General features: G+C 64.7%; 15 protein-coding genes. 3 read left to right on the top strand and 12 right to left on the bottom strand.

Annotation, left to right across the window (positions count from 1 at the left end):
• Window positions 1-4: 4 nt before the first annotated feature.
• Complete coding sequence (locus ACT6Q8_RS14300; RefSeq protein WP_444733358.1) at window positions 5-1,069, bottom strand: Glu/Leu/Phe/Val family dehydrogenase; 1,065 nt, start codon at window positions 1,067-1,069, stop codon at window positions 5-7.
• A 298-nt stretch (window positions 1,070-1,367) separates the two neighbouring features.
• Here ACT6Q8_RS14300 and ACT6Q8_RS14295 point away from each other — a divergent pair, with 298 nt between their 5' ends.
• The gene (locus tag ACT6Q8_RS14295) at window positions 1,368-1,706 is read left to right on the top strand and encodes a hypothetical protein (RefSeq protein WP_444733357.1); all 339 of its coding nucleotides are present in this window, start codon (window positions 1,368-1,370) and stop codon (window positions 1,704-1,706) included.
• A 121-nt stretch (window positions 1,707-1,827) separates the two neighbouring features.
• Here ACT6Q8_RS14295 and ACT6Q8_RS14290 read toward each other — a convergent pair whose 3' ends face one another.
• The 4 genes from ACT6Q8_RS14290 to ACT6Q8_RS14275 form a co-directional block, all read right to left on the bottom strand.
• Window positions 1,828-2,184, bottom strand: a complete 357-nt coding sequence (locus ACT6Q8_RS14290) for a hypothetical protein (protein WP_054168839.1) — start codon at window positions 2,182-2,184, stop codon at window positions 1,828-1,830.
• A gap of 15 nt (window positions 2,185-2,199) precedes the next feature.
• Window positions 2,200-2,448, bottom strand: coding sequence for a hypothetical protein (locus ACT6Q8_RS14285; protein WP_444733356.1), 249 nt, complete (start codon window positions 2,446-2,448; stop codon window positions 2,200-2,202).
• 410 nt (window positions 2,449-2,858) lie between these two features.
• Window positions 2,859-5,057 (bottom strand): winged helix-turn-helix domain-containing protein, encoded by a 2,199-nt coding sequence (locus ACT6Q8_RS14280; RefSeq protein ID WP_444733355.1) that lies wholly within the window; start codon window positions 5,055-5,057, stop codon window positions 2,859-2,861.
• A gap of 238 nt (window positions 5,058-5,295) precedes the next feature.
• On the bottom strand, window positions 5,296-8,304 hold the full coding sequence (locus ACT6Q8_RS14275) for a TonB-dependent receptor domain-containing protein (protein WP_082372443.1): 3,009 nt from the start codon (window positions 8,302-8,304) through the stop codon (window positions 5,296-5,298).
• 374 nt (window positions 8,305-8,678) lie between these two features.
• Here ACT6Q8_RS14275 and ACT6Q8_RS14270 point away from each other — a divergent pair, with 374 nt between their 5' ends.
• Both ACT6Q8_RS14270 and ACT6Q8_RS14265 read left to right on the top strand, forming a co-directional pair.
• Complete coding sequence (locus ACT6Q8_RS14270; protein ID WP_054168836.1) at window positions 8,679-10,817, top strand: TonB-dependent receptor; 2,139 nt, start codon at window positions 8,679-8,681, stop codon at window positions 10,815-10,817.
• Window positions 10,817-11,884 (top strand): PepSY-associated TM helix domain-containing protein, encoded by a 1,068-nt coding sequence (locus tag ACT6Q8_RS14265; protein ID WP_054168835.1) that lies wholly within the window; start codon window positions 10,817-10,819, stop codon window positions 11,882-11,884. Before ACT6Q8_RS14270 ends, ACT6Q8_RS14265 begins: the two co-directional genes overlap by 1 nt.
• A gap of 4 nt (window positions 11,885-11,888) precedes the next feature.
• Here the strand turns inward: ACT6Q8_RS14265 and ACT6Q8_RS14260 are convergent, their stop codons facing one another.
• From ACT6Q8_RS14260 to ACT6Q8_RS14230, 7 genes are all read right to left on the bottom strand, one after another.
• A complete protein-coding gene (locus ACT6Q8_RS14260) occupies window positions 11,889-12,590 on the bottom strand; it encodes a heavy metal-binding domain-containing protein (RefSeq protein ID WP_054168834.1) in 702 nt (233 codons plus the stop codon).
• Complete coding sequence (locus ACT6Q8_RS14255) at window positions 12,587-12,919, bottom strand: YbjQ family protein (RefSeq protein ID WP_054168833.1); 333 nt, start codon at window positions 12,917-12,919, stop codon at window positions 12,587-12,589. Before ACT6Q8_RS14255 ends, ACT6Q8_RS14260 begins: the two co-directional genes overlap by 4 nt.
• 120 nt (window positions 12,920-13,039) lie before the next feature.
• Window positions 13,040-14,683 carry a diguanylate cyclase domain-containing protein gene (locus ACT6Q8_RS14250; RefSeq protein ID WP_054168832.1) on the bottom strand — a complete coding sequence of 548 codons (1,644 nt, stop codon included), beginning with the start codon at window positions 14,681-14,683 and terminating at the stop codon, window positions 13,040-13,042.
• An 18-nt stretch (window positions 14,684-14,701) separates the two neighbouring features.
• Window positions 14,702-15,499 carry a hypothetical protein gene (locus ACT6Q8_RS14245; RefSeq protein ID WP_444733354.1) on the bottom strand — a complete coding sequence of 266 codons (798 nt, stop codon included), beginning with the start codon at window positions 15,497-15,499 and terminating at the stop codon, window positions 14,702-14,704.
• A 3-nt stretch (window positions 15,500-15,502) separates the two neighbouring features.
• Window positions 15,503-16,456 carry a response regulator gene (locus ACT6Q8_RS14240; protein ID WP_054168830.1) on the bottom strand — a complete coding sequence of 318 codons (954 nt, stop codon included), beginning with the start codon at window positions 16,454-16,456 and terminating at the stop codon, window positions 15,503-15,505.
• Window position 16,457: 1 nt separating this feature from the next.
• Window positions 16,458-18,017: a hypothetical protein gene (locus tag ACT6Q8_RS14235; RefSeq protein ID WP_444733353.1), complete on the bottom strand. Its 1,560-nt coding sequence runs from the start codon at window positions 18,015-18,017 to the stop codon at window positions 16,458-16,460.
• Window positions 18,014-19,927: a glycosyltransferase family 2 protein gene (locus ACT6Q8_RS14230; RefSeq protein ID WP_444733352.1), complete on the bottom strand. Its 1,914-nt coding sequence runs from the start codon at window positions 19,925-19,927 to the stop codon at window positions 18,014-18,016. Before ACT6Q8_RS14230 ends, ACT6Q8_RS14235 begins: the two co-directional genes overlap by 4 nt.
• Window position 19,928 lies beyond the last annotated feature (1 nt).

Here is a 19,928-nt window from a genome sequence, read left to right as displayed (position 1 = left end):
AACCTTACGCCGCCTGCTTCTGCCCGCCCTTGCCGGCGGCCAGGATTTCGCGGGCCATCTCATCCGCAACCGCACTGGTCGGCCGGTTCTCCCGGTCGGCGCGGCGGAAAATCTCCGTCAGCGTCACAGGAATGCGTTCCACCTGACGCAGCACGGCATCGCGGTCATAATCCTGCGTCACTTCGGCGGAAACATTGATGATACCGCCGCCATTGATCACATAATCAGGCGCGTACAGGATGCCGGCGGCACGCAGCGCCTCGCCCATCGGGTCGGTTTCAAGCTGGTTGTTGGCGCCACCGGCCACGATCTTCGCCTTCAGTTCAGGCAGGCTGCGCGGATTGATGACGGCACCCAGAGCGCAGGGCGCGTAGACATCGGCATCGGCGGCATGGATACGGTCCGGTGCCACGGCAATGGCCCCGAACTTGTCCACGGCGCGCTGCACGGCATCGGCATGGATGTCGGTGACCGTCAGGATGGCGCCGTCATCGGCCAGACGCTGGCACAGATGGCTGCCGACATTGCCCAGGCCCTGCACTGCGACGCGCACACCCTTCAGGCTGTCGGTGGCCAGTTTGTGGCGGACGGCGGCCTTGATGCCCATATAGACGCCATAGGCCGTGAAGGGCGACGGGTCGCCCGACGCGTCATGCCCCTTGGACAGGCCCGCGACATGGCGCGTGGTCTGGCCCATGGTCATGACGTCGGCGACACTGATGCCCACATCCTCCGCCGCGATGTACTTGCCGCCCAGACTGTCGATGACGCGGCCAAAGGCGCGGAACAGCTCGTCCGTCTTGTCCTTGCGGCTGTCGCCGATGATCACGGACTTGCCACCGCCCAGCGGCAGGCCAGCCATGGCGTTCTTGTAGCTCATGCCCCGCGACAGGCGCAGCGCGTCGCGCATCGCTTCGGTATCGTTTACATAGGGCCACATGCGGCAACCGCCACAGGCGGGGCCCAGGGCCGTTGAATGGACGGCGATGATGGCGGCCAGACCACTGGCCTCGTCGCGGCCGAACAGAACCAGTTCGTGATTATCGAAATCGGGGAAATCGAACAGCATGGGGCGGGGCCTCCGGGCCGATGGATCGCTGCTGCCGCCTTTCTTTGCGGGCGGCTTTGACGGCCAAAGTCTAGGCATGGCAGCGCACCCAGGTCGATTTCGTTGTTGGGCGGCGGATTGCACGAAACGGACGCGGCGGCGGCCATTCGGAAAATTTCCTGTCGCATGGCGAAAGGCAGCCTTGCAGGTGCCGGCTGGAAACTGTGCCAATGGATAGCTTGCCCGAAATCACAGACCGCGCGACGGTGGGCAACCGGGTGCAGGCACGCCCCGCGACAGTCGGCAAGAGGGGCCGCGTATGGGCGAGATCATCCAATTCCCGGTTCAGGCACGACCCCTGGCCACCACAATCATGCTGGCTGACCAATTGGTCACTGCGACGGCGGAGCTGCCAGAACTTGTTTCGGCGGTGGACCGGATGGGGCGGTCAGCAGAAAGCCTGTGCCGTGCCCTGCAGGGCGGCCTGACGGCGATGAATGTCGCCTTTGGCCGCGCCTTGGTGGTGAATGAGGCGCATCAGCGCTTGCAGATGGCGGTGCAGAAGGCCATGGAACTGGTCGACACGGACCCGGAGGCGGCGGCGGGCCGGTTGGCCGAACTGCGCGCCGATTATGCCCAGCTCACCGCCCTGCGGTAATATCACCGGTCAAAATTGTTGACCGGTGATAGGGCGGCGACTGCCGCCGCGCGGCTCGTGCCGCGTAATCCCAAGCCCACGGATATGGGCGCCGGCGATTGAAGGGCATGAACTATAGCATTCAGGCGGCCACGATGGGGCGGGCCGCCTCGATCTGGCTGTTCAGCAGGTCACGGATGGCGCGGCCACGCGGCGTCAGCTGCACCACGCGCAGACGGGCATCCTGGGTCCAGGCCCGGCGTTCGACCAGCGCACCTGCGGCATCGCCCCGCCCCTCTTCCACATCGCGCGACAGCTCATCAATGGCCCGGCTGATGGCGCAGGGCGCCTCCCCCATCAGATAGGAGAGTTCCGCCTGGCTGATGCCTTCATTCTCGCAGATGGTCAGCAGGGCCGCCGCCGTGCGCAGCGACATGCGCGGATTGATCTTCAACAGGGCCTGCGTGATGGCCAGCGCCGTGCTGGGATAACGTTGCATGACACAATCCCCCTATCAGGCGACGCTGGCATAGGGACGCAGACGGCCAGTGCGGGTAACCGGCGGACGCGGTGCGGTCCCGGAATTGGCGGCGGTGCGGTTGCGCAGTTCGCGCAGATCCAGCGTACTGTCCGGATAATGGCGCTGCACCTCTTCCAGCAGCTCGATCAGCCGCTTCTGATGCTCACCCGCCTCGACGAAGTTTTCAGTATGGAATTCGATATTGATGCATGCCTTCAGGCGGAGTTTTCCGTCCTTCATCATTTCCCCCAACTGATCTGTGCCGTTCCTTGCCCGATTGTTCAGGCATCCGTGACGGCGACAGGGGAAAGATTGCCGGACTGCATCGAACTGACCATGATGGAAAGATGATCATTGGCTGATTGAAAGCCGATCATCGCCTGACGAAAGCCTGCGATTTATCCTAACTCACTGATTTAGATGACGTAATTTGACATCGATCAGACCATCTTTGACACATGATGGAAAGATGATGGGCGCATTTCCGGAATGATCGCGGCGGTGAGATGGATGATGGGGCACGCCCCCACCCCCTTCTCCGGCACATGGGCACCCCTCCCCCGCCCCGGCCTATCCTTCGGAAAATCTAAGGCAAATCCGATGCCGTTGCGGCAACCAGGGAAAGATTCGGCGCTGACCGCATCAACGGAAAATCACTCGGGCCTGACAGGGTTCAACAGGACCAGATCGGATTCCTGACCCACGAACTGCATCATCATCACCGATCCATTGGCACAATCGGCGGTGATCTGGCCCCGGCCTTCGGTGCGGGCCACCATGCCCAGGCGGCGTTCCGCCCCGGTCTTGCGGTCCACGGCAACCACCTCTGCCGAGGGCAGGTTGACGCGGGCGGCATAGATCGTGTCAGGGCAGACCACGACATTGCGCCGGCGCAGCGTGACAGGCAGGTCCAGCGTTCCACCGCCCTCCCCCTTCAACGCGGTCCAGGTCAGCTTGGTGCCACCGCTATTGCCGACCAGCAGCATGGAACCATCGGTCGACATGTCGATATAGTCGCGGTTCTCGTCGATCTTCACGGGCGCCGCACCCGCTGGATCGATCAGCCAGATATCCCAGGTCGTATCCCCCCGGATGGGAATGCGGATACGGCCATCTTGCATCCAGACGGGCGCGTTCTTGGCATGCCCGTCATGGGTCAGCCGCACCGTCGCCTCGTCGGAGATGGTGACACGGTACAGGTCGCTGACCATCGCCACCTCCGCCACGAACAGCAGGGCGCGGCCATCGGGGGACCAGCGCAGGCCGTTCATGTTGGCGCCCGGCAGATTGGTCAGGGGCCGGGGCGGACGGTCATCCTCGGCCAGCCAGATTTGCGGCTCACCGGTGCGGTCGGACACGAAGGCCAGCGCGCGCCCATCGGGCGACAGCTGCGGCTCATATTCATTGGCGCCAGACCCCTGCAGGGTGCGCTCATGCGCGTCGGAGGTGAATTCCATAATGTCGGCATGACCACGGTAGATCTCCATGGCCATGTTGCCGCGCTGGCTGGCCACGGCCAGACGGCCCAGCTGGCCGATGCCGGGCATCACCTGCTGCCAGCGCGTCGTCTGCAGATCGACATACCACAGGCCGCGCCGCTGCCGGCTGGCATTGGTCATGTAAAGGCCGCGTCCATCGACGGACCAGGCAAAGTTCACAGACGTGCTGTCCAGGGCCAGCCGGTGCAGTTCCTTGCCGCTGCGCGTGTCCACCACCATGATCGACAGCTTGCCGTCGGGCCAGGCGCGAGCAAAGGCCAGTTTGCGGCCATCGGGGGAATAGGCGGGGATCCAGTCATCGGCATTGCCGCCCGGCGGCACCGGCAGCAGGCTGGCCTGCCCCCCCTCCAGCGGCATCATCATCAGGCGTGACATCTTCACGGTGGCATCAGGCACGCCGGTAAAGATGATGGCCTGCCCATCGGGCCGCCAGGCCAGATTGGGCAGTTGATCACCGACACAGTCACCGATGCGGCGTTCCTTGCCCACCGGCACCGCGATGACATAGATGGCGCAGTTCCAGTCGCGGTCGCTGCGCAGGAAGGCAATGGCATCCCCCCGGGGCGACCAGACGGGCATCCGGTCATGATCGGCCGTATTGGTCAGCGACACCGACCGGCCATTGGGCCCGGTGCCCCGCAGGATGATGTCGAAATCGTCAAAGGAATTGCGGGCGGCATAGGCCGCCATCTCCCCGTCGGGCGACAAGGCGGGGAACAGGTCCATCCCCGGTTCCAGGGTCAGCGGCAGCACGTCGAAAACGGGGATGGCCAGCGACGGCTCTGCCCGATCCGCCCGCCAATAGGCCACACCCAGCACGATCACGGCCAGCGACAGCAGCGCCACCGCAACAAGCAGCGCCAGACGCAGGCGGCGTGCCTCTGCCGTGGCCGGCACCGTACCCACCGGCAGAACCGCCGCTGCGGGGGCGGTATCCGTATCGGCGGTGAAAACAGGTGCTTCCTGTCCGTCGGTGGCCGGGGTCGCCACAGGCGCGGCCTCTGCCTCCGCCCCTTCATCCACGAACAGGGCATATCCGAATTTCGGGATCGTCTCCACGCGCAGACGGACGCTGCCGACATCGCGCAGCGCGCGGCGCAGCTGGAAGATGCAGCGGTTCAGGCTGTCTTCGGCGACGAACACCCCGCCCCAGCAATGATGCAGCAGCGTGTCGCGGGAAACCGACTGTCCCTGATGGCGAACCAGCAGCACCAGCACCTGCATGATGCGCGGCTCCACCCGGCGCTGGCGGTCGCCCATGGCGATCCGGTTCAGCGACGGGCTGATCGTCACATCACCCACGACCAGATCCTGGTCAGGATTGATGTCGAACCCGGATGCCAGATGGTTCATTACCGCTACCCACACTCCGCAGGCCGTGGCCGTCCTGCCGGACAGCCTTGTTAATTAAGTTTCGCCGTGACTTTCAATCATTTCAGCCACCCCACAGGCCGCGTTGCAATAATGATATCCGAAATGACGGCAACCCGGCCAGTCCCGCATGGGACCGGTCGGGTTGCGCGCCGGGGGTATGTCATCCTGGCCGGTCGGAACGGCACCGGTCACCCGGCACCGCCCCGTCCATCCGGGATCAGAAGCGCACGTTCACACCAACCGAGAACACGCGGCCCAGCGGATCATACATGCTGGGGAAGGTGTTGCCCGAGTTGGCAGAAGTGGCGCCCGCTTCGTTGCCGACCACCGGCGGGTCCTTTTCGAACAGGTTGGTCACGCCGGCGCTGAGGCGCACCTGCTCGAACAGCTGATACGAACCCTGGAGGTCGATGTAGTTGTAAGCCTTGATCTTCTCGAACTTGTCGAAGGTCGTGGCCTTCTGACGCTCCTCGATCTCCACCCCACCCAGGTGACGCCAGGTGTAACCGATGGTGAAGTCGCCGAGATTCCAGTTCATGCGCTGAACCCAGCGGATTTCCGGCAGCGGGCTGCCGACGCCACCGGCACCGACGGCGCCAGGGCAGCTGGTGCCAAAGCGGCCCACGCAGTCCAGGACCGGGGTCTGGTCGGAGCTCTTGGACTCCTGCGTCAGGTAGTAGTTGGCGTTCAGGGCGAAGATCAGGGTGCCCATATCGCCGCCGACGCCCAGATCCTCCAGGTCGACATTGAAGTTGACGCCCAGTTCCAGACCTTCGGCCTTCAGGTAGTTCAGGTTGGTCGTGAAGGCCTGCAGACCCGCACCCGGCAGGGTCAGCGTGCCGCCGACGCGGATGACCTTTGCGCACTGGCTGGCGTCACCGGCGACATAGCAACCGTCCAGGATTTCCTGCGGTGCGAAGGCGCCGATCACGTCCTTGATCTTGATGTTGTAATAGTCCAGCGAGATGAAGGTGTTCTTGATCGCCCCCAGATCCGGGGTCAGGACGATACCCAGCGTGCTGGTATCGGCTACTTCCGGGGTCGGCAGGCGGGCCAGATCGGTACCGGCGAACACGTTCACCTGACCGGCGGCGATATCCACGACATTACCGACCTGAGCGGCGGTCATGCCGGTGGAAATGCAGCGGGCGCGCAGGGTAGCATCCGTCAGAGCCGCCGCATTGCCGACCGAGCAGGGGTCGGTATTGGCGTTCTGCAGGGCCGCGACCTGCGGTGCAGCCAGTTCACCCACGTTCGGGGCGCGGGCCGCACGCTGCTGCGAACCACGGAAACGGACGCTGTCGATCGGGGTCCAGTTCAGGCCGAGCTTCCAGGTCTTGTTGACGCCCGTCGGATCATAGTCGGCATAACGATAGGCCGCTTCCAGGTCCAACGACTCGAAGCCCGGCTTGCCGGAGACCAGCGGCACCAGCACTTCGCCGAAGACTTCCTGCACGTCGAAACCGCCGGAGATCGGGCGCAGGTTACCGCCCGCACCACCCAGGCACGAGGCCGGGGCCAGCTTCCAGCATTCGTCGGGCGTGCGGGAGCCGGTTTCCTTGCGGTATTCGGCACCGAAGCTGACAGCGACGCTGTCATTGGCCCAGGGGCTGACCAGACCTTCGATCGGGCCGCTGACGGAACCGGTGACGATGGTCTGGGCGTAATGTTGCTTGTCGATGGCCGACGCGGAGGCATAGGCCGCCATTTCCGGGGTGATGGAGCCAAAGCCACCGAACAGGTTGATCGGCACGCAGCCACCCTGGCCGCCACGGCAGGCCGTGGTGCTGACGGCGTTCAGCGCGTTGCCGACATTGGTGATGTTGGTATAGCCCTGGCTAAGGTTGGTGCGGCTGCTTTCGCCATGCTGCACCGACACATCATAGGTCCAGCCTTCCATGATGTCGCCGCGCAGACCGGTCAGGAACTGGAAGGCGTTGTTATCATAGGAGGTGGAGCGGGGCCCCAGTTCCACGGTACGGCGGCTGATCGACAGACGGATATCGTCGGCCTGATCGACCACGCCGTTATTGTTGACGTCCACCCAGTTCGGGAAGGCGCCCGCCGTCACCACGGTACCGGCGGTGCGACCGGCATTGGCGGCGTTGATGATGGTCTGGCGGGCGGCACCCGTCAGATAGGGGTTGTTCAGCGGCACGAAGAAGGTGGTGCCGAAAATACCCGACGGGGCGACCTGCTGGGTGTTCTTCGTGCTGGAATACGAGAAGCGGCCATAGGCCTCGACATGCTCGTTGATCTCGTAATGGCCGGACGCGAAGCCGCCGAAACGCTCCAGTGGGGTCTGGTAATAGTTATAGGGATTGAAGTTGAAGACCGAGCAGTTGGCGCCGATGGAGCCATCGTCGCGGAACTGACCCAGGGCCGGGCCGCCGGCGATGGTGACGCGCGATGGCAGCGTGGTCGGCGAACCGCCAGCCGCCACGGAGTTGGGACCACCGCAACCCGCCGGGGCCGGATCGGGCGCCTTGCCATCCAGGAAGTTCTGATAATTGGCACCCGTCGCGGTGGCGATGCCCAGCTGGCCCAGCGGGCGGGCACCCAGCTGCACACCCTTGCGCTGGGAATAGTTGATGCCCAGCACGACGTTGCCGCGGCCATCGGCCAGGTTGGAACCAACGGTCACGTCGGCGGAATGGATGTGGCCATCCCCCTCGCCCGTGACGGAATAGTCGTAGTTGGCATCAACGCCTTCAAAATCATCCTTCATGATGAAGTTGATGGCACCGGACATGGCGTCCGAGCCGTACACGGCAGAGGCGCCGCCGGTGACGATGTCCACACGCTCGATCAGGGCCGTCGGGATGGTGGAGACGTCGACCAGACCGTTGAAATTATACGGCGTGACGCGCTTGCCATCCATCATGATCAGGTTGCGCTGGGCACCCAGGCCGCGCAGATCGACGGTGGAGGCGCCGGCGGTGCCGTTATTGGTGTTCTGGCCGTCGCCGGGAACCGTGACGGGCAGCATGCGGAAGATCTTCTCGACTTCCGGCTGCTGAAGCGCGTCGATCTCGGCCGCGCCGACCGAATAGACGGGGCTGGTGGAGGTATCATTGGGACGCGCAATGCGCGAACCGGTCACAACGATCTCTTCGATCGCATCCTGCGCCAGGGCGGTGCCCATCGGCGCCAGCACCGCAGCCAAGGCGGCGCCCAGCAGCAGGCGGGAGCGGACCGAGCCGCGCACGTTTTCAGAAAGTGTCATGGTTGCTGTGTCCCCTTGTTCCAACAGGCCGCGCCTCTGTTCGGCAAGCTTGCGGGCGCGCGCTCAGTCAATGTGCCCCAAGGCACTGGCGGAACACTCGTATAGGGCCAATTTTACTGCAATAGTGAATTGTAACAGTGTTTATTCATTATTAACCTCTGTGGCATTTGCGACATGAAGATTTTATTTACGCGACTTAATATTTATTTATTTGCTGTTTTTATTTTATTTCATATTTGCAACAAAACCACACTCCTATCGACCGCCAGACCCCCGCAGCATCAAACCCGCCCCGCAGCAATAGCATTGATAATGAGTTGCATTTGTATGTCCGCCATCATAGGGTCCCGGCGTTTTGAAAAGGAGAGGTTTCGATGCGCAAGTCCTTGTCGTTCCTGATGATCAGCAGCAGCCTGATCGCCCTTCCCGCCGCCGCACAGCAGGCGGCAACGGCACAGGATGATATTGACGCCATCGTCGTCACGGCGGCGCGCACTAAGCTGCCGGCCAGCGCCCTGCCCCTGACCGTGGATGTCATCGGCAGCGCCGATCTGGCGCAGCAGGCGGCCATCAGCGGGTCGGTCGTGGATGCCGTTGCCACCCTGATCCCGTCCTTCTCCCCCACCCGCCAGAAGCTGTCGGGGGCCGGGGAAACGCTGCGCGGTCGGTCGCCACTTTACGCCATCAACGGCATTCCGCAATCCACGCCCCTGCGTGACGGGTCGCGCGATGGCTTCACCATCGATCCGTTCTTCGTGGACCGGGTGGAGGTGATTTTCGGCTCCAACGCGTTGCAGGGCATTGGTGGCACCGGCGGTATCGTCAATCAGGTGACGGTGAGCGCGCCCAAGGCCGATGGCAATAGCGGTCGCGTCCTGATCCAGGGCACCGCCAATGACGGGTTCGAAGGTGACAGTTTCGGTGGCAAGGTGGCAGCCCTGCTCAGCCAACGCGACGGGCGGCTTGATGCCACCGTGGGTGCGGCCTATGAAACGCGCGGCGCGTTCTACGACGCCAATGGTCGCCGTATCGGCATGGACAGCACCCAGGGCGAAACCCAGGACAGCGCCAGCACCAATGTCTTCGCCCGCTTCGGGTATGAGGTGTGGGAGGGCACGCGTCTGGATCTGACCACCAGCCGGTTCGAACTGAAGGGCGATGGCGACTATGTCGCGGCGATCGGCCAGGGAGATCGCAAAGCCCGCGTCCCCGGCACGTCCATCAAGGGCAACCCGCCGGGCACGCCGGCGGCCAACCGCACCGAAAGCGTGGCCCTGTCGCTGACCGACGATGATCTGGCGGAGGGCACGCTGACCAGCCAGATTTTCTTCAACCGATCGCGCGACACCTATGGTGGCGACCCGTCGCCCATCCCCACCTTCCAGGATGTGCGCCTGGCCCCCAACGGCACCCTGTTCGATCAGTCGCAGAACCGGTCGCGTAAGACGGGCGGCAAGATCGCCTATGAACGCGCCATGCCGGGATTTGAGGATCTGACGGGCACCGTCGGCTTCGACGCCATCTGGGACACCACCGAACAGCGCCTGATCGCCACGGGCCGCAAATGGGTACCGCCCACGGATTTCCGCAGTCTGGCCCCCTTTGCGCAGCTCAATCTGGCGCTGCTGGATGAGAAGCTGCGGCTGGCAGGCGGTGTGCGGTCGGAAAATGCCCGCATCACCATCGATGACTACACGACACTCGCCTCCTACGGTTCCCACTTCGTCTCCGGCGGCAGCCCGAGTTTCAGCGATACGCTGTGGAATGGCGGCGTGATCGTGGAGCCGGTGGACGGCCTGCGTGCCTACGCCTCCTATGCCGAGGGCTACACGGTGCCCGATGTGGGCCGGATCACCCGCGCCATCGGCAAGCCCGGTATCGACCTGGACAATTACCTGGATATCAGCCCCATCATCTCCAACAACAAGGAGATCGGGGTAGAGGGCGATTACGGCCCGTTCAAGGGCAGCGCCACCTATTTCTGGTCCAGCTCCAGCAAGGGCCAGTTGCTGGTTTTCATCAACGGTGTTTATGAGGCACAGCGCCAGCGGATCGAGATCGAAGGGCTGGAACTGAACCTGTCCTACGAGACGCCGCTGCCCGGCCTGACCCTGTCGGGCGGCTATGCTCATCTGAAGGGGCTGAATGACAGCAACGATGACGGCAAGGTCGACAGCAAGCTGGACGGCGCCAACATCTCCCCCGACCGCCTGAACCTGGCAGCAACATACGCGCAGGATAAGATCACGGCACGGGTGCAGACGCAGACCTATCTGTCGGGCGATGTCGGGAATGTGGCCACGAATACCTTCGCCCATTTCGGCGGCTATACTGTGGTCGACAGCTCCATCCGCTATGAACTGCCCGTCGGTGGGGTGACACTGTCGGTGCAGAACCTGCTGGACCGGCAGTTCATCGACTATAACAGCCAGACCCAGCGCCTGACCAACAATCAGAGTTATTATGCAGGCCGTGGCCGCACCCTGACCGTCGGCTGGGATTACAGCTTCTGATGAAGACGCTCGACCTTCTCCACCGCTGGGCCGGCGGCATCCTGGGTCTGGTCCTGGCCATGATGGGCCTGACCGGTGCCCTGCTGGTGCATAAGGATGCCTGGGTCATGGCCCCCGGTGCCGGCGACGCGCTGGTGCGCGATGCCGGCCCTGTCGCCGCGGCGGTGGGGAAGATTTTCGCCGACCCGGCCCGCCCGGAAAGCATTATCTTCGCCAGCAACAGTTTCGGCCTGCACCGGCTGCGCACGGCCAAGGGGGCCGGTGCCTATGCCGATCAGGCCGGGACGGTCGTGGCGTCGTGGGACAGCATCTGGGACCGTCCGGAACTCTGGCTGTTCGACCTGCACCATTATCTGCTGGCGGGCGAGGTGGGGGAGACGTTCCTGGGCATCGTGGCGCTGGTCGGGCTGTTCTTCGTGATCTCCGGCTTCATCCTGTGGTGGAAGCTACGCCGCACGTTCCAGTTCAAGGCCTGGCCCGCGCGCATGTCGCGGCCCGCCATCATTCGCCATCACCGGGATATCGGCGTGGTTCTGGCCCCGCTGCTGTTCGTGTCCTGTCTGACAGGCGCCATGCTGACCCTGCGGCCCGTGGCCGATTTCGTGTTAAGCCCGCTGGGCCCTGCCAAGGAATGGCGTGCCGCGACGGCAGCCCCCATGGTGAAGGGCGGGGCGCTGGCCGAAAACCCCGACTGGCACGCCATGCTGTCGGCAGCACAGGCACGCTTTCCGGGGGCGGAATTCCGGGTCCTGGCCCTGCCGCGCAAAGCCGGCGATCTGATTTCCCTGCGCCTGAAGCAGCCGGACGAATGGCTGCCCAATGGCCGCACCCTGATCTGGTTCGACCCTGCCGATGGCCGGGTTATGGACATGCGCGACGCCCTGTCCATGCCGGTGGGGCAACAGGCCTTTCAAAAGGTCTATCCCCTGCATGCGGCCAAGGTCGGCGGCTTTGCCTACCGTCTCTTGATGACCCTGTCGGGTCTGGGCATGGCGTTGCTGGGGACGCTGGCCGTCTGGACCTTCTGGTTCAAGCGACCAAAGAAACAGGCGGCCCGGCCCGCCTGAGCCGTCATTCCTTGATATGGAAGACCCAGCGCTTCCAGAAATTGCCGAAATAGGTATCGACCAGATAGTCCATTTCTGCCGTGGCCGCCGCGGCAAGGACCAAGGCGGCCAGCGCGATGACGATTTCCCGCCGCCGCCGGGGCGGCTCCGCGCCGATCGCTTCCGTCACCTGCGGCAGCGGCCCCGGCTCTGCGCCAACCAGGGCCGTGCCGGTGGCCAGCATGGCGAAGCGGCCCCGACCCAGCCCGATCTGACAGATGTCCACCCCCGCCAGCACACCCGCCCCAAGACCGTGCGCCTGTTCACGCAGGCGCAGCAGGGCCAGACGCCGCGTACGCTGCATGTCGCGCTGCCGCGTGACCACACGTCCCCCGATGATCCGCCGGATCAACAGCATCAGACGGCCCAGCGGCGCCGGTGCCATGACGATGGCGGCCTGCACCAATTGCGGTTTCCCCACGACATCCAGCGGTGGCCGGCCCGTGAAGACCCGAACGCTGGCCATCGCCGCCTCCATATCTAGCAACCGCCGGTCATGGCGGCGTTCCAGCCACGCCCCCAGCAGCAAGACGGCGGCATTGAACAGCAAGGCCGCCAACACGCCGCCAAGCCAGAGGCTGATATCCAGATCATCCCCGTTGCCCAGATCCTCCAGAATCTCCAGCCACGCAAAGCCGGGGGGCAGATCGGATTCCGGCCCGCTCACGATGCGGCCTGTTCCGCCACGATCTCAACGGCGGTGCCATAGGCCAGCACCTCCGCCGCCCCGCTGCCGATATTGGCGGTGCCATAGCGGATGGAGATGATGGCGTTAGCGCCCAGCTCTTCTGCCGCTGCCCGCATGCGGGCCGTCGCCTCTTCCCGCGCCTCGTTCAGAAGCTCGGTATAGCCGCGCAGTTCGCCGCCCACGATTTCCTTCAGCCCGGCCATGATGTCCCGGCCCACATGCTTGGACCGTACCGTACTGCCCTGCACCAGCCCCAGATGCCGCACGACACGGTATCCGGCTGGGTTCTCCAGCGTTGACAGGATCATCGGCTCCCCCCTTTGGCGTCATCCCCATGGCTAGGATGGCAGGGGCCGGGTGGTGCGGCAAGGCCGGGCCGGATGTGTGCGATGGGAATTGGACCCATCCGCATCACCGGACGGGGTGGTTCAGTTCGTGTCTTCGTAGAAGGCGACCTGATTGCCACCCTGGCGTTTGGCCCGGTACAGGGCAGCATCGGCCAGACGCAGCACCTCGCCTAGATCCTCCCCATCCTGGGGCCAGAAGGCGCCGCCAATGGTACAGCCGACCTGCACGTCCTGTCCCGCCACCGATATGGGTGGTTCGAGGGCAACTCGTAGGCGTTCAGCCACCTCCCGCGCCAGATGGCTCTCCGTCTCCGCCAGGATCAGGATGCAGGCGAATTCATCGCCACCGATCCGGGCGATCATATCCTGCTGCCGCAGGCTGGAGGCCAGACGCACGCCGACCTGTCGCAGCACCTCATCCCCCGCATCATGGCCAAGCCGGTCATTGACCGGTTTGAACCCATCCAGGTCAAGGTAAAGGATCACCAGCCGGCCCGCTGTGCCACGGGCATTGGCCAGCGCCGCATCCAGATATTGTTCAAAGAAGCGGCGGTTGGGCAGGGCCGTCAGCCGGTCTTGATAGGCGATGCTTTCCATCCGTTCCAGCGCGGCATTGCTATCCACAAGCGCGCGGTTGGATGCCCGAAGACTGGTGACCAGTTCCCGCAGGCTGTGCGACAGGATGTTGATTTCCTTTGCCCCGCCGACGGCGGGGATCACGGCACCCGGCGCCCCCTTGGTTATGGCCCGCGCCGCTTGGGCAATGGCGCGCAGCGGTCTGGCGATGCGGTTCGCAGCCAGCCAGCCCACCGTCCCAAACAACAGGGCCAGCCCCAGACCAGACCAGAAAATAAGGTAACGGATACGGTCTGCCGGCGCATAGGCAATGGCAACCGGCTGCCGGACCAGCACGGTCCAGGCCAGCCCCTTGACCACGCGCTGACGCTGATCGGCAGCGAAACCGGTCATGTATTCCTTGCCGTCCGGCCAGCGTTCGACGCGCCAGCCCACCATGCCTTCCCGCGCCCGCCGGGTGCTTTCCAGCGGCAGCAGGCTGCCCAGCAATTCACGCGGGCCCAGAAGCACGCGGTTGTCGGCAGCGACCAGAATGGTCTCCAGGCCCGAGCGGCCCTGCATTGGCGACAGCGGATCGCTCACCAGCCGGCGAGCCCAGTCCCAGCTGTAATGCACGGCCACAACGCCGTTCACGGAACCATCCTGGCCCTTGATAGGGGCGGACACGTCGACGAAGCGCAGGGGCTCCCCGGTGACATTCGGCAACAGCTTGGCCAGCAGCACCGCCTCATGCACATCCCCCAGAAACGATCCCTTGATCCCTTCCACATAGACGGGGCGCTGGGCGATGGATTGGCCGACCAGGATGCCGCGCGTGCCGGCCACAACCTTGCCATCCTTGTCGGTAATCCCGGCCCAGGCCAGGGCCGGGTCCTGATCGCCCATCTGATCCACGATGCGTTGAGCCACTGCGGGGTCGCTCAGCGCCTCCACCTGGGTCAGCACCTGGGTCAGGGCGGCGCGGGCCTGCATGTCACCATTCAGCCGGGAGGATAATCCCTCTGCGACAGCCGCAAGCGAGGTGCCGACCTCATGGTTCAGGACACGTTCGGCTTCCCAACCGGACAGGCTGCCATGGACAACCGCCAGCAGCGCCACGATGGCACCTGTGGTCGCCCCCATCAGATTACGCAGGCTGAGGATCACCATCCCGCCCTCCCCCTTCGGTTACCGCCCGCCGAAATTCCACCACAGGGCCAGCAATGCCATACGCTCCCCACCGGCATTGCGGCCACCAATGGCCTTGGACAGGCCGAATTGCAGACTGACATCATCGGTCAGTTTGCGCACCGCTGATAATTGCAGCTTATAGCGGCGGACATCGCCATAGCCGGCGCCCGGCGTGCCCACACTGACGGCATTGAAACTCTGCGCCAACAGCAGCCAGTCAGCATCGGGCCGCACCCCCGCCGTCAGGTCCAGTCGCAGTTCATCCGCCGCCGGCCCGCCACGGGTACGGTACGCGACCTGCGCGTCAAAGAACCCGTTCTCAAAGCCATGACCGTACAGGGCACGCATCTCCGCATCGACCTTGCCCGACCCCAGCGGCGGCTGATCCCCCTTGTCATAGCCAAGCGGCACACGGATCAGCGGCGCCAGCGCGACGATGTGGCCACCGTCCTGCCAGATGGTGCGGCGGACGGCGAATTCCGCATCTGCCAGCCCCGATCCCTTGTCACTGCCGCCGGCGGCATTGTCGGCCTTCAGCCGCTGCCAGGAGGGCTGGACGCTGATCGTGGTGTCGCTGCCCACACCCCAGGAGATCAGCGGCGCCACCTCCAGCTTGCGGAATTTCGGATCGGTGCCGCCGACGCGACCGTCAAAGCCGCTATCGGATTCCGAGTAGGTGGCACCGGCAATCACCTCCATGGTTCCCGCCGCCTGCGGCCAGGCCCCGGCAAAGGCGGGCGTGGCGGACAGAAGCAGCGGCAGGGACAAGAGGGTCAGGCATTTGCGCAGAAACATGGGTCAATTGTCCTCCGGCGGCAGGCTGGCGCCGTCGATGATGCGGGCCCCGCCATGGGCGCGGGCCTGGTCCAGGGCGCGGCGCGCCAGACTGGCAGCCTCCACCCCCGTGGCGAACCCGACAGACAGGCTGACATGCGGGCCGGCATTGGAACGGGGATGCGGAATGCGGGCACGGGCCACCAGATCGACCAGCCGTTCGGCAATGTCCCGCGCGGCAGCCGCGTCATTATTCTCAAACAGCACAGCCAGCCTTCCGTCGCCGGCCATGGTCAGCACATCGCCGATGCGCCCCGGCAGGCCCGCCGCCAGTTCCATGACGCGGCGGGTCAATGCCGCCGCCGGATCGGCGCCATCCACCTCTTCCAGCCGGCCGAAATCATCAATGGCAGCGTAAAGGACGGCGCCGGAATGGCGGCGCTGCGCCCGTTCGGCCAGCATCTGTCCGCATTGCGTGGGTCCGGGCCAGCCCAGGCCCGTCACCGCGCGCGGGTCGGCTGCCGGCGTATGGCGGCGGTCGGCGGTCAGTTCTGCCAATTCACCTTCGCGCGCCCGGCGGCGGCGTGCCTCCGTGCGCCAGCGCAGGGCCGACTGCACGCGGGCGCGCAGAGCCACCAGCGTCGCCGGCTTCACGACATAGTCAAAGGCACCGGCGATGAAGGCTTGGTTCAAGGTTTCCTCATCCTCCAGCGAGGAGACCATGATCACGGGCACATCGGCCAGACGGGGATTTTCCTTGATCAGACAGGTGGCCGTGATCCCATCCATGATGGGCAGCATGATATCCATCAGCACGATATCGATGGGGCATTCCTCCCCCTCGGTGCGTTCGACATCCAGCGCCGTCAGCGCTTCCTCCGCACTGCCCGCCTTGATGATGGGGCCATAGCCGCAGGCGGTCAGCTGGGCCGACAGCAATTCGCGGACTTCTTCCAGATCCTCAACAATCAGGATCATGTCATTCACCCCTTTTCCCGCTGTCGGCCGGCAGACGCCAGACGCGCCAGTCCCCCCGGTCATATATCAGAACCGCCCCAGTGCCCGCATCATGCCAGAGATCGGGCAATGCCTGTGCGATCCGGTCACGGGTGCCGGCGGGACTGACCGGGTCGCGCAGCGCGACATAGTTCGTGCGCAGTTGGCGGACGATCAGATCGGCCTTCAGCCGGTCATTGCTGGGCAGGACCAGACCCGCCGCACGGCCCCGGCCCGGCACCACGGCGCCTGCTGTCAAGCCATCGATGGCGACATCATCCAGATCGCGCAGGAACCTGCCCAGCGCCAGCTCGCCCCGCGTATCCCCCTCCACCTGGCCCGCACCTAGCACGGCCTGACGCCAGCCGGCAGTGTCGGCATCGCCCACCTGCCCTTGCGCCCACCATCCGGCCAGCAACCCCGCCGCCGCCAGCAGCGGCATCAGTCCGGAACGCAGACGGTTGCGCCCCGTCACCGCCGCCGCCAGCACCGATACCGGCGCCAGATAGGCCAGCAACCGCCCCGGATCACCCAGGAACCATGTGGCCGACGTCAGGACCAGGGCCGTCAGCAGCATGCCGGTCAGCAGCAGCAACACACGCCGCGCCCCGCTGTCGCCCAGCAGCATGCCCACCGGCAGCAGCGGTGCATTGGCAAGGATCAGGGCAGCCCCCGCCAGGACTGCCATGCCCATGGTCCCGCCCGGTCCCATCAGCCAGGAACTGTCCCCTACATGCGCCGCCGATCCATGGATGGCGGCATCCACCCCCGCCGCGAAGGCCAGGGGGGAGCCGCCGAACACCCAGTTGGCATAGAACAGGGCCATGGAGGCGAACATCAGCGGGAACATCACCAACAGCAAGCTGCCCGACGCCGATGTCGCCACCATGCGCGCCGGCAGCATCACGGCGATGAAGGGCACGGCGGCCAGCACGAGATAGGCACCCGCCGCATCCGACAGCGCCAGACAGGCCAGCGACACGCCCAGCGCGATCATGGCATTCACCTCTCCCCGCCGCACCAGCCGCAGGGAAGAGGAGACGGCAACGGTAAAGGCCAGCACGCCCAGCGGCGCCGCCCCGCCCGCCGCCACCGTCAGCGCCAGGGACGGCGCGCAGGCCAGCAGCCCCGCCGTCACCAGCGACGGCACCACCCTGTGCCCGCCCGCCACCAGCATGCGCACCCACAGAGAAGCCGCGATGGACAGGATCAGGACATTGACAACCAGCGGTGCCGGCACCCCACCCAGGCCGGGGATCAGGGCGATGCCCATGTCGAAGGTCAATGGCAGGACCGGATAGGCCGTGCCCGTCAGGTCACGAAACGCCCCGACATCAGCGGTGGCCAGCAGGGCGCGGGTCCAGCGGTCGGCCATGGCCGGACCCAGCCAGCCCCCCTGCATCGGCCAGGACGCCACGAACCCGATCAGCGGCAGCAGCAGGGCCAACGACACCGCGAACAGCCAGCGCGGAACCGACCGCGCCCCACGCTTGTCCAGTTGCGGTGTCACATAGGGGCGGCTGGCATGGGCAACGGCACTCATGATGATTGCCCCATGCTGGCCAGCGCCTTAGCCACTTCCTGCTTGGTGGTCTGCGACAGGCCGTGCTGCGTCTTCTCCCAATAGAACGGGTTCTTCACCAACTGCCACAGCGCCTTATAGGCCGCCACCGACATCAGCGCCCAATAGCCGATGACCGTCAGGCCCCAGGGCGCCAGATTGGTCCAGCCGCGCTTTACCGGTGCGATGATGGAGATGTAGGTGAACAGCCCATTGCCGGCCAGCAGGTTGAACAAGGACAGGTACAGCAGCGCCGTGGGGAACAGCGGGTCCAGCCAGGTCCCGCCGATCAGCAACCAGATCAGGTAGAAGCCCCAGAAGATGGGGTTCAGCAGGCCCGACAGCATGGTGCCGCCGATGAAGAACTGGAACCCCCAGAAGCCGCCCGCCCCCACCGACCGGTACAGGTGGATCGGGTCGCGCATGTGCACCAGATAGGTCTGCATATAGCCCTTGATCCAGCGTGACCGCTGCCGCACCCAGTTGGGGATGGAGACATTCGCCTCCTCGAACGTGGTCGAGTTCACGACACCGACCCGATAGCCCTTCTGCGTCAGCCGCACGCCCAGGTCGGCATCTTCCGTCACGTTGAACGGGTCCCAGGCGTGGAGCTTGGTCAGCACATCCATGCGGAAATGGTTCGACGTGCCGCCCAACGGGATGGGGATATTCAGCCGTTCCAGCCCGCCCAGCATGAAATCGAACCAGAGCGAATAATCCAGCGTGAACATCCGCGTCAGCCAATTCTCATTGGCATTGAAATAGTTCAGGCGGCACTGGATGCAGGCGGTATTGGGCGAGGCCTTGCGGAAGGCGACGACCACCTTTTTCAGCTGGTCCGGCTCCGGCTGATCCTCCGCATCGAAGATCACCAGATACTCGCCACGGGCAAAGCGCAGGGCATAGTTACAGGCCTTGGGCTTGGTCTGCGGCTTGGTCGGCGGCACGCGGATGATCTCGAAAATACCTTCCAGGCCCAGCGACTTGGCGGCATTGATCGTCTCATGGTCGCCGGCTTCCAGCACCAGCTTGATATCCAGCTTGGCGATGGGATAGTCCAGCCGCCGCAGCGCCGCCGCCAGGATGGGCAGCACCTCCGGCTCCTTGTACATGGGCACCAGGACGGTGAAGGTGGGCAGGTCATCATCATGCAGGGCCGCGACCTCTGCATCCGTCACCTTGCGATCCACCTGTTTGGCATCCGACCCGAACCAGACCAGGATGGTCTTCAGGAAGAAATTGCCAAGATAGAACAAGGCCATGATGACATTGGCCGTGATCAGCGTACCGATGGGTGCGAAGGCCAGACCCAGCAGGAAGACCGACAGCAAACCATAAAGGAACAGCATCTGGCCTGGCGTCACCACGGTCCGGGCCGAACTGGTCGGGTCCATGTCGGCCAGCGCGTGGACGGCCAGATGGTTGAACTCATCCTCGAACAGGCGCTGCAAAGTCCAGACGATGTCGAATTTCGACGTCACCACCATCCGGGTCTTGGGACCATAGGTCTGGCGCGCGAACAGCATGGCCTTCGGCCCCGGATCCGCGGTGGCCACAGTGACAATGTCACCTTCCTTTTTCCAAGGCAGCAGCAGCAGGCGGCTATACTCATCCACCCGGCTTTTGTCCGCCAGCCCGTCCTCCGGCCGTTCGGCCATCATGTCGATGAAGGGCAGGCGGAAACGGTCGGCCAGCGTGCGGTAGAATTCGCGTGCTTTCACCATGCCCTGGGAAATGACGACATCACCGAACGGCACCTTCCATTGCCGTTGCAGTTCCAGCGCCCGTTCCACCTGCGCCACGGTCATCAACCCCTTGGCCAGCAAAAGCTCGCCAATGGGGGGGACAATGTCGCCGCTGGTGGGGGTGGCAGAGGGTGGAATGGGGGCCATG

Source organism: Niveispirillum sp. (genome assembly GCF_052437035.1).
GTDB lineage: Bacteria > Pseudomonadota > Alphaproteobacteria > Azospirillales > Azospirillaceae > Niveispirillum.
Note: the sequence above shows the minus strand (reverse complement) of the source record. Positions and strands in the feature narration are given on the sequence as shown.

What these genes read in the sequence shown, in the direction of transcription:
- ACT6Q8_RS14275 (WP_082372443.1), bottom strand. Translation starts at nt 8,304, where the DNA reads ATGACACTTTCTGAAAACGTGCGCGGCTCGGTCCGCTCCCGCCTGCTG.
- ACT6Q8_RS14300 (WP_444733358.1), bottom strand. Translation starts at nt 1,069, where the DNA reads ATGCTGTTCGATTTCCCCGATTTCGATAATCACGAACTGGTTCTGTTC.
- ACT6Q8_RS14280 (WP_444733355.1), bottom strand. Translation starts at nt 5,057, where the DNA reads ATGAACCATCTGGCATCCGGGTTCGACATCAATCCTGACCAGGATCTG.
- ACT6Q8_RS14270 (WP_054168836.1), top strand. Translation starts at nt 8,679, where the DNA reads ATGCGCAAGTCCTTGTCGTTCCTGATGATCAGCAGCAGCCTGATCGCC.
- ACT6Q8_RS14290 (WP_054168839.1), bottom strand. Translation starts at nt 2,184, where the DNA reads ATGCAACGTTATCCCAGCACGGCGCTGGCCATCACGCAGGCCCTGTTG.
- ACT6Q8_RS14245 (WP_444733354.1), bottom strand. Translation starts at nt 15,499, where the DNA reads ATGTTTCTGCGCAAATGCCTGACCCTCTTGTCCCTGCCGCTGCTTCTG.
- ACT6Q8_RS14295 (WP_444733357.1), top strand. Translation starts at nt 1,368, where the DNA reads ATGGGCGAGATCATCCAATTCCCGGTTCAGGCACGACCCCTGGCCACC.
- ACT6Q8_RS14250 (WP_054168832.1), bottom strand. Translation starts at nt 14,683, where the DNA reads ATGGTGATCCTCAGCCTGCGTAATCTGATGGGGGCGACCACAGGTGCC.
- ACT6Q8_RS14255 (WP_054168833.1), bottom strand. Translation starts at nt 12,919, where the DNA reads ATGATCCTGTCAACGCTGGAGAACCCAGCCGGATACCGTGTCGTGCGG.
- ACT6Q8_RS14230 (WP_444733352.1), bottom strand. Translation starts at nt 19,927, where the DNA reads ATGGCCCCCATTCCACCCTCTGCCACCCCCACCAGCGGCGACATTGTC.
- ACT6Q8_RS14240 (WP_054168830.1), bottom strand. Translation starts at nt 16,456, where the DNA reads ATGATCCTGATTGTTGAGGATCTGGAAGAAGTCCGCGAATTGCTGTCG.
- ACT6Q8_RS14285 (WP_444733356.1), bottom strand. Translation starts at nt 2,448, where the DNA reads ATGATGAAGGACGGAAAACTCCGCCTGAAGGCATGCATCAATATCGAA.
- ACT6Q8_RS14235 (WP_444733353.1), bottom strand. Translation starts at nt 18,017, where the DNA reads ATGAGTGCCGTTGCCCATGCCAGCCGCCCCTATGTGACACCGCAACTG.
- ACT6Q8_RS14265 (WP_054168835.1), top strand. Translation starts at nt 10,817, where the DNA reads ATGAAGACGCTCGACCTTCTCCACCGCTGGGCCGGCGGCATCCTGGGT.